The organism is Methylocystis suflitae (assembly GCF_024448135.1).
Taxonomy (GTDB): Bacteria; Pseudomonadota; Alphaproteobacteria; order Rhizobiales; family Beijerinckiaceae; genus Methylocystis; species Methylocystis suflitae.
The window spans coordinates 1-13660 of sequence record NZ_JAMRYX010000224.1 but is presented as its reverse complement, the minus strand read 5'-3'; the positions used below and the strand labels follow the sequence as shown (position 1 = coordinate 13660).

Annotated in this window: 11 protein-coding genes and 1 pseudogene; 4 read left to right on the top strand and 8 right to left on the bottom strand. The window is 59.1% G+C overall.

Going from position 1 to position 13660, the window contains the following annotated elements; genetic code table 11:
* Positions 1-163: 163 nt before the first annotated feature.
* On the bottom strand, positions 164-286 hold the full coding sequence (locus NEI07_RS17145) for a hypothetical protein (RefSeq protein WP_256036256.1): 123 nt from the start codon (positions 284-286) through the stop codon (positions 164-166).
* Between the two features lie 248 nt (positions 287-534).
* A pseudogene (locus NEI07_RS19630) lies at positions 535-630 on the bottom strand (ArdC-like ssDNA-binding domain-containing protein); the annotation flags it as partial.
* A gap of 1573 nt (positions 631-2203) precedes the next feature.
* Here NEI07_RS19630 and NEI07_RS17140 point away from each other — a divergent pair.
* Complete coding sequence (locus NEI07_RS17140; protein WP_256036255.1) at positions 2204-2461, top strand: hypothetical protein; 258 nt, start codon at positions 2204-2206, stop codon at positions 2459-2461.
* Between the two features lie 119 nt (positions 2462-2580).
* On the opposite strand, the gene NEI07_RS17135 is transcribed toward NEI07_RS17140, so the two are convergent.
* Together NEI07_RS17135 and NEI07_RS17130 are read right to left on the bottom strand one after the other, a co-directional pair.
* Positions 2581-3531 (bottom strand): DUF5681 domain-containing protein, encoded by a 951-nt coding sequence (locus NEI07_RS17135; RefSeq protein WP_256036254.1) that lies wholly within the window; start codon positions 3529-3531, stop codon positions 2581-2583.
* 65 nt (positions 3532-3596) lie between these two features.
* Positions 3597-4802 (bottom strand): DNA modification methylase, encoded by a 1206-nt coding sequence (locus tag NEI07_RS17130; RefSeq protein WP_256036251.1) that lies wholly within the window; start codon positions 4800-4802, stop codon positions 3597-3599.
* A gap of 296 nt (positions 4803-5098) precedes the next feature.
* Here NEI07_RS17130 and NEI07_RS17125 point away from each other — a divergent pair, with 296 nt between their 5' ends.
* Entirely contained in the window at positions 5099-5290 is a 192-nt protein-coding gene (locus tag NEI07_RS17125) for a hypothetical protein (RefSeq protein WP_256036249.1), read from the top strand.
* A 532-nt stretch (positions 5291-5822) separates the two neighbouring features.
* On the opposite strand, the gene NEI07_RS17120 is transcribed toward NEI07_RS17125, so the two are convergent.
* From NEI07_RS17120 to NEI07_RS17110, 3 genes are read right to left on the bottom strand one after another with little or no spacing between them, the layout of a single operon-like run.
* Positions 5823-7409, bottom strand: a complete 1587-nt coding sequence (locus NEI07_RS17120) for a recombinase family protein (protein WP_256036248.1) — start codon at positions 7407-7409, stop codon at positions 5823-5825.
* A complete protein-coding gene (locus tag NEI07_RS17115; RefSeq protein ID WP_256036246.1) occupies positions 7406-8035 on the bottom strand; it encodes a DUF2924 domain-containing protein in 630 nt (209 codons plus the stop codon). The genes NEI07_RS17120 and NEI07_RS17115 overlap by 4 nt, the downstream gene beginning before the upstream one ends.
* A 4-nt stretch (positions 8036-8039) precedes the next feature.
* The gene (locus NEI07_RS17110; RefSeq protein WP_256036244.1) at positions 8040-8624 is read right to left on the bottom strand and encodes a DUF3489 domain-containing protein; all 585 of its coding nucleotides are present in this window, start codon (positions 8622-8624) and stop codon (positions 8040-8042) included.
* Between the two features lie 739 nt (positions 8625-9363).
* Between NEI07_RS17110 and NEI07_RS17105 the strand changes: the two genes are divergently transcribed.
* Both NEI07_RS17105 and NEI07_RS17100 read left to right on the top strand, forming a co-directional pair.
* Positions 9364-11163 carry an SIR2 family protein gene (locus NEI07_RS17105; protein ID WP_256036243.1) on the top strand — a complete coding sequence of 600 codons (1800 nt, stop codon included), beginning with the start codon at positions 9364-9366 and terminating at the stop codon, positions 11161-11163.
* The gene (locus NEI07_RS17100) at positions 11160-12572 is read left to right on the top strand and encodes an argonaute/piwi family protein (protein WP_256036241.1); all 1413 of its coding nucleotides are present in this window, start codon (positions 11160-11162) and stop codon (positions 12570-12572) included. The genes NEI07_RS17105 and NEI07_RS17100 overlap by 4 nt, the downstream gene beginning before the upstream one ends.
* 41 nt (positions 12573-12613) lie before the next feature.
* On the opposite strand, the gene NEI07_RS17095 is transcribed toward NEI07_RS17100, so the two are convergent.
* Positions 12614-13195 (bottom strand): transposase, encoded by a 582-nt coding sequence (locus tag NEI07_RS17095; protein ID WP_256036240.1) that lies wholly within the window; start codon positions 13193-13195, stop codon positions 12614-12616.
* Positions 13196-13660: the final 465 nt, after the last annotated feature.

The window sequence follows — 13660 nt, the reverse complement described above, 5'->3', positions numbered from 1 at the left end:
TGTCCTCCAGGAACGGTCGGCCGTTGGCAGCCACATTGCCGACGGATCATCGAGCCGCAGCCTTGTCCTCCGGGAATGATGGGCAGATACCCGCACTGTCGGCCGATCGTCCAGCCACGTTGTCCCCCGGGAACAATCGGTAGGCCTCCATACTGCCATCCGATTACGCGAGGGCCGACGCAGACATGGCAAACGCCGGGATGGAGGCCGCATCGACCACTGCCGCCGGGCGGGCCGACGCATAGGTCGCCGCCATCGGGATGGCCGGCGCATAGGGCGACGCCATTCGGGGGCCCTCACTGATTGAGCTGCGAGCGGCGCTCCGGCGCCGCCCAGCCCGCGATCCGGCGCTTCAGCGACAGCGTTCCTGTCGGCAAAAGCTTCGTGCGTTGGCTTTCGCGCCGTTGCACGGTGAGGGGCGTGATAGATCTTTCTCTTTATGCGTGGAGTCACAATGGCTAGAGCGCGCTGATCAAAAAATGCCGCAGCAGTGCGACTGACCGCGCCGCAGCCCGACATGATGCCGGCGCGGGCGCCGCCCTTCCACGGCTTTACCCAGGGCGCGGCGCGCTGTTCAAGCTCGGCGATGATGGATCGGGTGACGGCTTGATACACGGCGGCGATTTTCATCGCCGTCACCCTTTGACAGAGTGGCCTCCGAGGGGGCGCGCTTTGATGGGGCGCTTTGGCGGCGGCATGCGACGCGTAGATGCGGCGCAGTGAGCCGTCGATGTCCTTACCGTCGCCCGCGCGTCGCACGCCGAGCCACTGTTGCAATATCGCGATGAGCTCGGCATCGGAGACGCGCGATTGATCACGCTTCTTGCGGACATCAAACGCCCTGCGTTTGATCGGTCTTGCTGGTGTGAAAGAACGCATGAGGTCTGCTCCTCGCTATCAGCGAACCGGGATCGGCGCGCTGAAACGCGAGGGGGGACCTGCCTAGTACATTGTACCGCCTGTCAGCACGCGCGAACGGGCGGTGGATCAAAATGTTCCATCGGAATGTGATTAAATTTTTTTCATGACATTGTGCGAGCGACGCCACGGCGGGTTCACAATGCCTTGGTAGAAAGACTCATTCCTCGACGGCTCTCCGCCTGGCTCGCACGCAGCTCTTCTTTGCGGCGCAGCACACCGAGCAATGCGAGGTCAGCATCAAACGAAACAACATATATGGTCGCCATGAGCGGCCAAGGTGGAGTCATACCGATGATTACCCTTGAAGAATGCGCACAGTTCGCAGCGCTCGAAACAAACGAACTCTTCACGGGGGCTGTCCTTTCGTCGAGGCATCAATCGCTGCTATCGAGCTACCGTTTGAATTTGAAGCGCGGCCCTAGTGCCGTACGTAAGATGATTGTCTCTGACATTCGTGCGGCGATTGACTTGGGCGCGTCGAAATATGCGGCGGATCTCGTTCTCGTGCTTCGGATGTTTCTCTCCAAGCATACGGAAGCGAGAATTTCGCAGCAGACGCCTCGCATGAGCACCCGCGCGTATATGACATGCAGTGTCGCGCGCCGAATGGGGAGAGAGAGGCTGCTCAGCCACTTGCACCGCTGAAGATCGGGCGGTCAGGCGTTGTTGTGAGGATTAGAACAGCATGCCAGCGCGATAGAGGAGCGAACCGACCCACAAAATGAGCGCCAGGTAATAGAGCACCCAGCCTTCGGCCGGCGGAAACCAGCGGGAAAGCGTGCGGAAGTTGTGCACGTACCACTGACCCCGAATCTCACCATCATATTGGCGCTGATCGCGTCTATGAGGAGGATGTAGAAGATGATCGCTTCGACGTTCATAGTATCAACTCCCGCGCTCGCAGCTCTAGATAGAACGTAGGCGCGATGCCGGCCGCTGAAGAAAACTCGGATGTGGCTTTTCCGAGTTGTCGGGATTGTTGAGATAGACGATGGGTACGCGGAGAAACGAAGAGCGCGCAGCCCGGAATACGGGCGTGCCGCAGGCGTGGGTGTGGAGCCAGTACAGAGGAGAAAGCCCGTCATCCGAGGGAGCGTATGGGTCGGCACCTGAAGAGGACCCGATGCTCTTCGAGGAAAAGGGCCTGCATCCTTCGGCGACAGCGTTGGGCCTCGCCATCGCTGTCGCAATTGTCCTGGGATTGGCGTGGCTCATTGCGGCCCGTCCATCATGACGCTCGATCCTAGGCTTTATTGTTTCTTTGGAAAGGCGGGCAGGAAAGATGGCAGACAGGAACAAAGTTGGCCTCGTAGGCGCAGCGCTTCTCGGCGGATGGCACCTCGTGTGGTCGATCCTTGTTGCGACCGGGATTGGCCAGACGCTGTATGATTTCATCCTCTGGGCCCACATGATCCATCTCAACATCGTGATCGGGCCTTTCAGCTTAGCCGCATCGGCGACGCTCATCGTGGTGACGGCGATCTTCGGATATGTGATCGGGTACACTGGCGCGTGGCTATGGAATCGTGTGCACTCGTGAAAAAGTCACGCGATTCTCGCGCGCGACGACTCTGACCGCCGACCGCAGCCAGTGCACGCCATGTGCACGACTTTGAAAGCGCGCAGCGAGCCTTAAAGGAAAGGCCTACTTGAGGCCTCTCAGTTGTTGTTAGCGTTGGCCGCCTTGAATCCGTCCACGACTGCGAGGGCGAATTCGAGCTTTGGAAATATTTTGCCGCGCGGGACATGAAGACCGGCGGCGCTCCATGCTGCGCGGGTCGATTTAAGGAGTGTGCGCTTCGGGATGTTCTGAAAGTACATAAGCCTCGTCGTAAAGTTGGTATCGCTCAGTTGGAGCCGCTTTGGCAGCGTCCAGTTCACGAGCGCCACGAATAGTGTCGCAGCCTCGGCGCATCGGAGTCCTGCCTCTATATTTTCTGGCAAAGCGCAGCGCTCGTTGACGGCAATTTGCATAATGAAGGCGTCCATGAGTTTGACGCGTTCTTCCAAATCTTTGCGCTCTGCTTCGTTCGTCGGCCCTGTGAAGAGTGGCGGCTTTCCATATCGGATGATGATATCGTCTGGATGTGGAAGATGCAGCGGCGGCGCGGCGCCCTTTGATTCGGCTTCCCTGATTTCTTCCCGACATTGCTGCTGATAGGTTTCCCAAAATTCATTCTCCACCTTGATCTCGATCGCCTTCTCTCGTTCGATCCGCTCATGCAGGAGGAGCCAGGTTCTCTGCGCGTGAGGGTTGCCTTTTAGGGCCGCATTCTGCAACGCGCGAATAAGAGCCTGTTTCGCTGGAATGACAGAGACGCTATCGCCCTCACGGATCGTGACGCCGCGCTCGGCCTCTTCCAAAATTAATTCCTGTATGGGCTGCGGCTCAATCCGGGGATGAAACGGAAAGCTTGACGTTTTCTTAGGCCTTCCTTTTGGATTGCCTGATTGCCCTTTTTGGAAACGCGTTGATTTTGGCAGGGTTGGAATCGGCTCGCCAAATACCAGCACGCTCTTCAACCGATCCACCATTTCGTCGGAAAACAAGCGTTCCGACTGCTCTGATGGATCTTCGGTCGAAGATTTGTCGTCGCGACGCTTTGTCATAAGTCATCATTCTCCGGCAAGGAGTGGAGTATCATTTGGGGGTTTTCGTCGGGACGCGATCGGGCTCAGTCGACGAGCGCTCCGCGCTTCCGGACTTGTCGATCTCGCCTCGTTCGAGACGTCATGCGCGCCTTTCCTGCCGATCGAGCGGTCGGCAATCGTTCGGCTGCAATGTCTTCGAAGCGTCGGGTCGTTTCGGCGTGAACGGCCGACTTGCCCGTCAGTCTCTCCCAGCGGGAGACGATGACGTCGCAATAGAGAGGGTCAAATTCGATAAGCTTTGCCCGTCGTCCGCAGGTCTCCGCTGCAATCAGGGTGGAGCCGGAGCCCCCGAAAATGTCTAGGACGATCTCCCCGCGCCGAGAGCAATCCTTGATGGCGTCGGCCACGAGCGCCACTGGCTTGACCGTCGGATGCATCGACAAAGCCTCGGAACGATCCGATCCAAGACTACTCACGCCAGGGTAGTCCCACACATTCGTGCGATAGCGACCCGTCTCGCCGAGACCAAAGTTGTTGGTGTGGGGAGCGGTCCCGACTTTGAAGACGAAGATCAATTCGTGTTTGGAGCGGTAGAAGCTGCCCATGCCGCCGTTGGTCTTGTTCCAGATGCAGAGGTTCTTGAATTCGGTGAAGGCGGCTGCGCCTGCCTCCGTCATTTCACGGATGTGCCGCCAGTCCATACAGGCGAACGCGATCGCCCCGTCCTTGCATACTGAAGCCGCGTTGGAGAGGGTGATGGTCAGAAACCCGGTGAAAGCCTCGCGAGACATCTCACCCGAGGCCATGGCGAATTCCCGGTGGCTGTGGCGTCCGAGCCCGGTGACATTGCCATCGATCGCGACGTTGTAGGGCGGATCCGTGAAGATCAGATCGGCCTTCTCTGCGCCAAGCAGACAGGAGTAATCACGCTTCTCCCTCGCGTCGCCGCACAGCAGCCGGTGTTTTCCCAGGATCCAGAGATCGCCCAAGCGTGTTACAGCCGCTTCGGGTAAATCTGGGATGACGTCGAGTCCATCCGGCGTCGCGACCGAAGCCTCCCGCGCCTGATCGAAGGTGAAATCGATCTCCGCCAAAGAGAAGCCAGTGAACGAGAGGTCGAACTCCGAGTCGATCAGCGCCTGAAACTCGATCGCCAGCATGTCGATGTCCCAGCCGGCGTTAAGAGCGAGCTTATTATCCGCGATGACATAGGCGCGGACTTCCTCGGGCGTGAGATGCGACAATTTCAGCGTCGGGATCGTTTCGAGACCCAGCTCCTTCGCGGCCATGACCCTGCCATGGCCGCGGGCTATTTCTGTAGCAACAAAATTCGCGGCAGGGAGGGGCCTCTTCAAAGGCGCTTCAAAGCCCCTTTAAGGGCCGTTTAACAACCGGCGCGTTTCAGAAGGCGCTTTATACTCGTCCGAATGCTTGCAAAATACTGGCGTTGCTGTGAGCGCAATGCACCCCTCGATCCGGTCGGGGCGCGTTTGCACAGCAGGCACTCCGCTCAAGAGGTCGGTCGAGGGCCATTCCAGACCCGGGGGACGGAGTCGAAATCCCAAATCACCCAGTTCGATCGCAAATGCGCAAGGCGTTGCCGCAGGCCGACAACATTCACCCGCCTTACGGCGCCGCCATTCCAGATAGCGACTCTCATATCCCGACTATCGGCGCGCTGATCCCGCTCAACGGCAATCGCAATTCAGATAATTGCAATCGCATCCCGGCTAACGACAATCCGATCCCGGTTAACGACAAGAAATTCACCTGGTAACAGGCCCGCGTCCCATGTTTCCGTCTACATGCCTCCCTTTTTTGCAGCAGGGAACCGGCGTCAAGACACTAAAATTACATGGGTTTCATCGCAGACGAGAGGGTGAAGCCTGAATTTTCCCTGTTTTTATTCTTGAGCCAGGGAGGGGAGAGGGGAGACCGGTTCGCGGGAGACTGCGTCCTCAGCCACACATTCTCGGATGCTGAGACCGGACGCGGACTTTGGGGAAAGCGCCGGGAATTCGGGGCATTTGCGCGAGGACTGGCGTCTCAGAGACTTTATGGAGCCGGAAATCCGGCTCTCAACGGCGTGATTTCAGGCACAGTCTCAGTAGGCGATTTTCCAATGTCCGGGATTTTTCGACGGACGCCACCTGAGACGGGTTCGCTTTGCGCGCAGACTGGTTCGTCGATGCGCTTCGGCATATTCCGGATATTTATTCCCTATGTCATAGCTTCCGGATCAAGATGCAACAGAGGCACGAGACGGCGCGGCGCCGGTTGCAATCGGACAAGATCGTGATTGGGGGATTTTAGCCGAGGCCGAGCAGTCGCTCTTGATCCGCCCAAGCATGGGGCAGAGCCTGTGTCAGGCTGGAGACTGTCACACCCGAGGGAGCGGCGCCGTCAGCGATCGCCTGAACGACTTTCGGCGACAGGAACGCCAGGACGGCCAAGCGCCGGACATGACGTTCGGCGAGACCTTCGTCGGCAGCGATGTTGTCGAACGATGCGGCCTGATCCGAAAGGATCGTCTCCATCCATCCGCGTGAACGCGCGATCGCCTTCAGCAACGTCTCCCGCGTTTCGGAATCGATCGTCTCCTGGTCCAATGGCGCATGCACAACTCCCTTCCGGGGAATTAGTTTTGGAGCAAAGGGGATTGTCAGCTCGGTCAATCTGTTCGGCGCGCTTTCAGAGTCTGATAGATCCGCATTCAGTTCCGGCTCGCGAAACGTGATCGCGATCCGATCGGATTCAATAATGATCCGCTCAATCCGGGCCCGAATCAGATCGCGATCGCATGCGTCGTCATTTGCGTTCAGCCTCCCCCTCAGAGCGTCGCAAACGAGTTGTTCGATGTCGGGCGCCGACACGCGAGAGACGGTTCCCGCTTCGCTTTTCCGGTTCTGCAGCAAGGCGTGAGACACGTAATAGCGGTAACGCACGCCCTTCTTGTTGGCGTGGCTCGGGCTCATCGGATTGCCGCGATCGTCGAAGAGAAGACCGACGAGCATGGAGGAGGTACGTGATCTCGTGAGCTTTCGCTTGACGGCGCCTTCGGCCAGTCTCGCCTGCACCGCCTCGAAGACATCGCGATCGAGGATCGGCTCGTGCTCGCCCTTGTGGATCTCGCCGCGATAGGCGATTTCGCCGACATAAAAGCGATTTTTAAGCATATGCGCGAGCGGACCGACCATGAAGCGTTCGGCGGCGATCGTTTTGCCACTCGCGAGCTTCCGAGGTCTTGGTCTGACGCCTTCCCGATCGAGCGCCGCCGCCAGTTCGCCGATTGATCCAACGCGCAGGTAGTCGGCGAAGATTTTCTTCACCAGTTCCGCCTCCTCAGGAACGACCTCAAGCTTCTTGCCGACGCTTCGATAGCCCAGAGGAACCGGCCCGCCGACCCAGATCCCCTTGCGCTTGGAGGCGGCGATCTTGTCGCGGACGCGCTCGCCGATGACCTCGCGTTCAAATTGAGCGAAGGACAGCAGCACGTTCAGGGTCAACCTTCCCATGCTTGATGTGGTGTTGAAGGATTGAGTGACCGAGACGAAGGAGACGTCAAACGCATCGAAGAGTTCGACAAGCTTGGCGAAGTCGGCGAGCGAGCGCGTCAGGCGATCGACCTTGTAGACGACGATGATGTCGATCTTACGGGATCTGACCTGCTCCAAGAGGTCTTGCAACGCAGGACGCTCGAGCGACGCGCCGGACAGTCCGCCGTCGTCGAAGCGATCGGCGACGAGGCGCCAGCCTTCATGCGCCTGACTCTTGATATAGGCCTCGCAAGCTTCCCGCTGAGCGTCGAGCGAGTTGAAGGCGAGGTCGAGATTGTGCTCGGTCGATTTGCGCGTGTAGATCGCGCAGCGCTGAGACTTAGCGAGGGCTGTTTTCATGCGCTGCGTCCCCGACTAAAAGTGGGAGAGGCGGCCGCTCGCGAGTCGCCGCCTATGCGTTGGGGGCGGGGAAGGGTTGGCTCGGGCGTATTCCTGCCGGGCCGAATTGAAGAGCTTGTTGGCAGGGCGCGTGATTGGATTGTCTTCTCTGCGTCTGGTAACCGCGCAGACTCTTCGTCGCCTCGCAGACCAAAGAAGCGCGGCCCATTCCAATTTGTGCCCGTGATCTTCAAGGCGATGGTCGACAGGCTCGAATAAACCCGCCCCTCCCAACAGAAGCCGCCGGGGACAACGAGCACCTCCTGTGCTTTGCCCTGATACTCCCGGACAATGACGGAACCGATCTTCAAGCGTCGGGAGGGCGTGCAGCCCTTCTTGGCGACCGTCGCGAGAAGCCGGCGCAGAGGGGCCTCCAATCCGCCAAGACGGTCCTCTTGCAGCCAGTGTGCAAGGGCGCGGGCCATGAGATCCTTCGTCAATGCGGCAAGCGGTTCGTGCTTCCGCTTCTCGCGCCACCTCTCGCGTAACTCTTCGATGTTCATCGCCGCGATGCGGGTGAGCTCGTCATTGATATCAGTGGCGTCCGGCAGGCCCGCCGGACGCCGCCGCGAGGGGGACCGTGTCATCAGATCAGCCCCGAGCCGGGCAGGGGCGATTCGCGACCCGATAGAGCGATGCTCCAGGCGCATGCGGGATGCGTTCGACTGCAAAACCGCGCTTGCGCAGCCCCGTCAGAGCCGCTCGTGTTGTATGCGGTAGCCAGCCGGTTGCTTTGATCAGCGCATCGATCGTCACGCCCCCTTCCTTCGACAGCATGTCGACAATGAGCGCCTGTTTGGATCCGGCGCGAGGCGCTGCGCCAATCGAACGCTCTTCCGGTTGCACAGCGCCGCGGGCTTTCTGAGTCTTTGCGACGGCGCTGGCCCGCGTCGCTTCTAAATCGATGCGATCCGAAGGCGATGTGTCTTCTTCGATCGCGATCGCATCGCGGCCAGCGCGTGTGATCACGAGACTGATGTTCTTTCCTTCCGCTTCGCGCCAGATCGGCATCCGCGGCTTCGATCGACTCTCCCGCAGAAGTTTACGAGCGACGAGACTCGATCCAACTTTCGCCGCCGCCGCCTTGCTCATCCCATACGGCGCAACGGCGACGCCATCGTCCCGCGCAGCGGCCTTCGAGAGCACGATCAATTGATTGTTGGTAAGTTTCTGCATGTTCTCCTCCTTAGTGAGCAACAGCATCCGCTGTCACTGACATGACCCCGCCGAGGCGCTATGCCGGCGGGGTGAGGAGAAGGGCTCCCAGTTTGCTGCCCGTCCATGAACTCAAGCAACGCTCTGTTCCACAAAGAAGTCCAGAGAATTCTCACGGCATCGCTTGGAATGTGAGAATTCGCGCTGCACGGGATTCATATATTGCGCAATAACCGGTTCGAATCCCCTCGGGCGCGCCAAATTCCGCCGACTCCACGATTTCAGGCGCACAACTACTCCAGACCACGAAGGCAGAATCTCGTTGTTGTGGGAGAGGTGGTGTTGGGCGGCTCTCGGCGTTCGCATCAGCACATTGCTGTGAACAAGGCGTTGATTGCAAGCCACCGCTGCTGACGCAGTCATTTGTCCTATTTGCCCCAGGTGCGTTTAGCGCGGCTGGAAGCCGAGTCCCGGCTCTTCAGTGCTGGCGGGTGTAGAAAACCGGGGTGGAAAATCGGGTGTAATCGGGCATTATTGGGTATGGAATCAGATATGAGGGCGTCCTGGACATGAGGGAGCCCAAGCTCGTAATCGGTCCCGACCTCGTGAAGCTCATCGCCGAAATCGATGAGTTCAAAGGGAGGTGGGAGGTCGCGCAGCTTGCATCAATCACTGGCGCAAATCGGAACACGCTAAAAGTACGTCTGCGTGAGCTGGTCGCAGATGGGCTTGTGCGGCAGCACGGCAAGGCACGCGCCACATGATATTCACTGTGAGCGCCGAGCCGCTAAGCATCGACCAGGCACAACTCACGGGCATCATCTGCGAGCGGCCACGGAATTTTGCGTGGTTTCTGGGCGCGGGCGCATCAAGATCTGCGGGGCTTCCAACTGCGACAGACATCATCTGGGATTTGAAGCGGCGCTACTATTGCCAGCAGGAGAATGAGGACATCTCCCGTCAGGATGTGCACCTGGAAGCCGTGCGATCCCGCATTCAATCCTACATGGCCTCGAAAGGCTTTCCTGCGGAATGGGCTCCCGAAGAATATTCGACCTGCTTTGAAAAAATTTTTGGCGACGACAAGGAGCGGCAGCGCCGGTATCTCGCGGGTATCCTCGCCGAAGACAAAGCCACACTCTCCGTTGGCAACCGTGTGCTCGGCGCGATGCTCTCCGCAGGTCTCAGCCGCGTCGCCTTCACCACGAATTTCGACAGCATCGTGGAGAAGGCCGTCGCCGAGGTAAGTGGCAATTCCCTTTCCGCCTATCACATCGAGGGCTCGCGTTCGGCCGCTCAAGCCCTCAACAACGAGGAGTTCCCGTTCTACTGCAAGCTTCATGGCGACTTCCGCTATGACAGCGTGAAAAATCTTGCCGCAGATCTTACCGCGCAAAACGCCGAGCTCGCGCAGGCGCTCAAAATAGCAGCGAGCCGCTTTGGCTTCGTCGTCGTCGGATTCAGCGGCCGCGATGAGAGCGTGATGGCTCTGTTCCGGCAAGCGATCGATGCTCCCAATGCGTTTCCGCATGGATTCTATTGGACGGGCATCAAGGGCGTGCCGGTCGCTCCACCGGTCGAGGAGCTCTTGATCGCCGCGCGCGCAAAGGGCGTAAAGGCGGCATACGTCGCCATCGAAACATACGATGCGCTGATGCTCCGCATATGGCGCAATCTTCCGAGCAAATCGCCTGAGCTGGATAAGAAGGTTCGCAAGTCCCAGGCGGCGAGCGTTTCGATTCCACTGCCGGGAGCAGGGACCCGCAAGCCGATCATGCGGCTCAACGCGCTCCCTCTCACCAGTCTGCCTGGTAAATGCCAGAGCCTCACTTTCACGTGCGATAAAGAGTGGCGCGCGTTGCGGGACGTGCAGCGGAAATCAGAAGGCCGCCTGATCCTGACAAAAGCGGACGCGGTTCTTGCCTGGGGAGCTGAGGCCGAGGTGCGCGAACACTTTAAGGCGGACCTCAAGACGCTTGCTCCTTTCGACATTGGCGACCAGCTACTGACGCTGGATGATCATCTCTATCTCAAGGGCTTCCTTGAGGAGGCGCTGTGCCCCGCGATCATTCGCGGCAAGCCGCTATTGACGCGAACACATGGCCGGAACGCCTTCATCATCGCTGACGCACATGCGCAGGATCAGTCCGCATTTACGGCCCTCGCCCAGATCACCGGCAAGGTTCACGGCCAGATCGACGGGTTGGTCGCGCCCGCCGACGATCATCACCCTGATCCGGAGCGCGTTCGCTGGGCGGAAGCGCTGCGCATATCTCTCGACCTACGTGATGGAAAATACTGGCTGATTGTTGATCCCGATATCTGGATCTGGCCGAGCCGGGCGCGCCGCGTCGCGGACGAATTCATGGACAGGCGGCGGGGCGATCGCTTTAACAAGAAATACAATCAGCTTCTTGACGCCTGGGTTCGCCTGCTTGTCGGCACCGATGTGCGAAACACCGAAGTCACCGTATCGGCCTTCGCTTCGGGCAGCGCAGCCGAGAATCCTTCGTTCTCCTTTGGCACGCGGACGGGCTTTTCGCAAAGGCACGTATCATGAGCGGGCCGCAAAGCGAACTTTCGGGTTATGCGAGTCTGCCGGAGCCGGACCTGCTGTTTGCGGGAAGCAAATTGCAAAAACACCCGCTGCTGGGTCTGATCAATCACGGTCCTTTCGGCCTCAAATACGGCACACCCAGCACGTTGCGTCTCGCGCTGGTCGCGCCGAGGCTGCATCAGCAAAAACTTCCGACCCTCATTCGCGAGTTGAACGGCAGCGCCAAGCCGAAGGAAGCCGTCAACTACTATCCTGAGTATCCGGGATTCTTGAAGGTCTTCCAGATTCCGATTGCGGCAGTAAGCGACAATCTGGTCCTAACATTTCCTGATGCGCTGGAGAACCATGCACGCAACGGCGAGAAACACGAACTTGCTCGCGGACTCTTTCAGTGCCTCGCCCAGCTCAAGTCCCTGCGCAGCAATTTTGATGTCGCGCTGGTCTATCTCCCGGAACACTGGGCCGCGTGTTTCGAGGGCGAGAATTTTGACTTTCACGATTTTCTCAAAGCATTTTGCGCGCCATCCAACATTCCAATTCAGATTGTCCGCGAGGCGAGCTTCACGCGCGTATGCCGCGCGAATGTCATGTGGGGGCTAAGCGTCGCGCTCTACGCCAAGGCAGGCGGCGTTCCGTGGAAGCTGACTGGCCTGCGTCAGGACGAAGCCTATATCGGCATCAGCTACGCAATGAAGGCTGACAGGGAAGGCAACGAGTACACGACCTGTTGCAGCCAGCTCTTTGACCCGGACGGCACCGGCTTTCGGTTCGTCGCGTATGACGCGCGAGAGTTCACACAGGATGGCCGCAAGAACCCCTATCTTTCCTACTATGAAATGCAGTCCGTGCTCTCGCGCAGCCTGGAGATTTATCAAGGCGGCCATTTCGGGCGCTCGCCCAGGAAAGTTACCATCCACAAGAACACGCCGTTCAAGGAAGAAGAGCTGCTAGGCGCGCTCGATAGTTTCAAGGACGGTACTGAGGTCGAACTGGTTCAGATTGTGAAGGGCGCGGACTGGAAGGGCGTGCGCTTTGATCTCAATTCGCCGCCGCAGGCCCACAACTATCCGGTGGAACGAGGCACCTATTTTCCGCTCTCGGCGAACGAGGCGCTGCTATGGACACAGGGTAGCGTCCAGGGCGTCCACGTCACCAATCCGAGCAACAACGTCTACAAAGAAGGCGCACTCAAGCCGACGCCATCGCCTGTCCTGGTCCGTCGCTTCAGCGGCGCGGGCGGCTGGCATGAAACCTGCGCCGGAATCATCGGGCTCACGAAAATGGATTGGAACAATAACACGCTCTACAAGAAGCTTCCCGTGACGCTGGTCTACTCCAAGGCGTTCGCTGACATCATCCAGCAGAATCCGGATATGGTGGATAGTGTCTTCGATTTCCGCAATTTCATGTAGCGCCAAGCCCCAAAACAGTAAGCGCTGTTACGGCCCCACCTTCAAATGAATGGTGAAAACGGCGAGTCTGATCTCCTAATTTGAAGATAAGGCTTCCCGCGCGGCGATGAGCCACGGTGCGCGCTTGCCGTGCCGCCAGACGTCGCCGGCGGAGCCTTGAAGCGGAACTCCGAAAAGTCGCGCCACATGGCGTGCATGATCACTGCGAGCTTGCGCGCAACCGCGACACAGGCGCGTTTGTGACCGCGTTTTTTGGCGAGCTTCAGAATCCAGGCCTTGAGGCTGCTGAAGCCACGGAAACGGACGAGCATATTATTCGTCAGCGCGTACAGCGGATGCCAAACCGCGCCATTGCCCGCATTCGAGATGTGGCCCCCAACGTCGATCGACGAACCCGACTGTCGCCGCCTGGCGGTCGGTCCGAGATAGGCGCCGAGGGTCTTCGAGCGCCGAAACCGGCGCGGATCGTCGACCGAGGTCTTGAACCCCAGCGCACTAATGGGGCCGACACCGGGATGCCCGTGAAGCGCGGATACAACTCGTCTTTGCGCACGACCGCGACGACGAGTTTGTGCAGCCGCAGATATTCCTGCCACAACGCCGCGCGCGCCCGCAGCATGCAATCGGCGATCCCCGAGATCAGCGGATCATGCGCCACGAGTTTGCTTACCCGCTCCGCGAACACGCCGCGGCCGACGCTTCCAAGCTTCAATCCAAAGGTCTTGATCGAATGCCGGATTATCGCGCGTCCTGGTGCCGGACGGCGCATCTTCGCTTCGCTTGACCGTCACAGGAAATAACTTGTCCACCGCGGATATCGGCATGCGCCACAGCGTGATCCCGGTAGCCCCGCTTTCGCAGGAGATCCAGTTCTCCTTGAAGCGAAGCGAGTTCACTTTCGGATGAGGTGTCAATCGGCTCGCAAAATTGGGCTCCGACTCATGTGTGGAACGGCCCGATTGGCAAGGCGCTTTGTGAGATTTGAACTCCGCGGGACGGTGCAGTCATGTGTCCGGCCTTTGTGTGCGGGCATTTGACGGTGCGAAGCGCAGCGTAACTGCAGAGGTCCGTGCCAGCTGGGGGTGTCA

Bases quoted from the DNA above. Each gene is read 5' to 3' on its own strand.
- NEI07_RS17145 (WP_256036256.1), bottom strand. From the start codon at position 286: ATGGCGTCGCCCTATGCGCCGGCCATCCCGATGGCGGCGACCTATGCG.
- NEI07_RS17140 (WP_256036255.1), top strand. From the start codon at position 2,204: ATGGCAGACAGGAACAAAGTTGGCCTCGTAGGCGCAGCGCTTCTCGGC.
- NEI07_RS17135 (WP_256036254.1), bottom strand. From the start codon at position 3,531: ATGACAAAGCGTCGCGACGACAAATCTTCGACCGAAGATCCATCAGAG.
- NEI07_RS17130 (WP_256036251.1), bottom strand. From the start codon at position 4,802: ATGGCCGCGAAGGAGCTGGGTCTCGAAACGATCCCGACGCTGAAATTG.
- NEI07_RS17125 (WP_256036249.1), top strand. From the start codon at position 5,099: ATGCGCAAGGCGTTGCCGCAGGCCGACAACATTCACCCGCCTTACGGC.
- NEI07_RS17120 (WP_256036248.1), bottom strand. From the start codon at position 7,409: ATGAAAACAGCCCTCGCTAAGTCTCAGCGCTGCGCGATCTACACGCGC.
- NEI07_RS17115 (WP_256036246.1), bottom strand. From the start codon at position 8,035: ATGACACGGTCCCCCTCGCGGCGGCGTCCGGCGGGCCTGCCGGACGCC.
- NEI07_RS17110 (WP_256036244.1), bottom strand. From the start codon at position 8,624: ATGCAGAAACTTACCAACAATCAATTGATCGTGCTCTCGAAGGCCGCT.
- NEI07_RS17105 (WP_256036243.1), top strand. From the start codon at position 9,364: ATGATATTCACTGTGAGCGCCGAGCCGCTAAGCATCGACCAGGCACAA.
- NEI07_RS17100 (WP_256036241.1), top strand. From the start codon at position 11,160: ATGAGCGGGCCGCAAAGCGAACTTTCGGGTTATGCGAGTCTGCCGGAG.